The following is a 282-nucleotide window of genomic DNA, read 5'->3' as shown; positions in this document are numbered from 1 at the left end:
ACACCTTGGACATCACCCACCACCAGATTCGGGTTGACCCAGAGCTGTCCTTGATGGAAATCGTAGGCGACCATATCTTCATGTATCTCAAATGCTGTTTCCACACCCTCTGTTAAGTATACGAACCAGTGGTATTTTGGTGGGACGGAAGACTGAAGGATATCATTTTCAAACTGGTCTAATTTAATCTCTTTTATTTCTTCAATAATCTCTCTGAGAGGACGTTGAACTACATGACACTTCGCTTCTGTTAGTTGGATCATTCGTAGCTGTTGGGCTAAA

At 42.6% G+C, this 282-nt stretch carries 1 protein-coding gene; it reads right to left on the bottom strand.

Features of this window, described 5'->3' with window-relative positions; all coding sequences use genetic code 11:
- Positions 1-282: hypothetical protein (locus tag JKM87_RS17620; protein ID WP_202081779.1), on the bottom strand; the 282-nt coding region annotated here is incomplete at both ends.

The organism is Caldalkalibacillus salinus (assembly GCF_016745835.1).
In the GTDB taxonomy this organism is placed as follows: Bacteria; Bacillota; Bacilli; order Caldalkalibacillales; family JCM-10596; genus Caldalkalibacillus_A; species Caldalkalibacillus_A salinus.
Note: the sequence above shows the minus strand (reverse complement) of the source record. Positions and strands in the feature narration are given on the sequence as shown.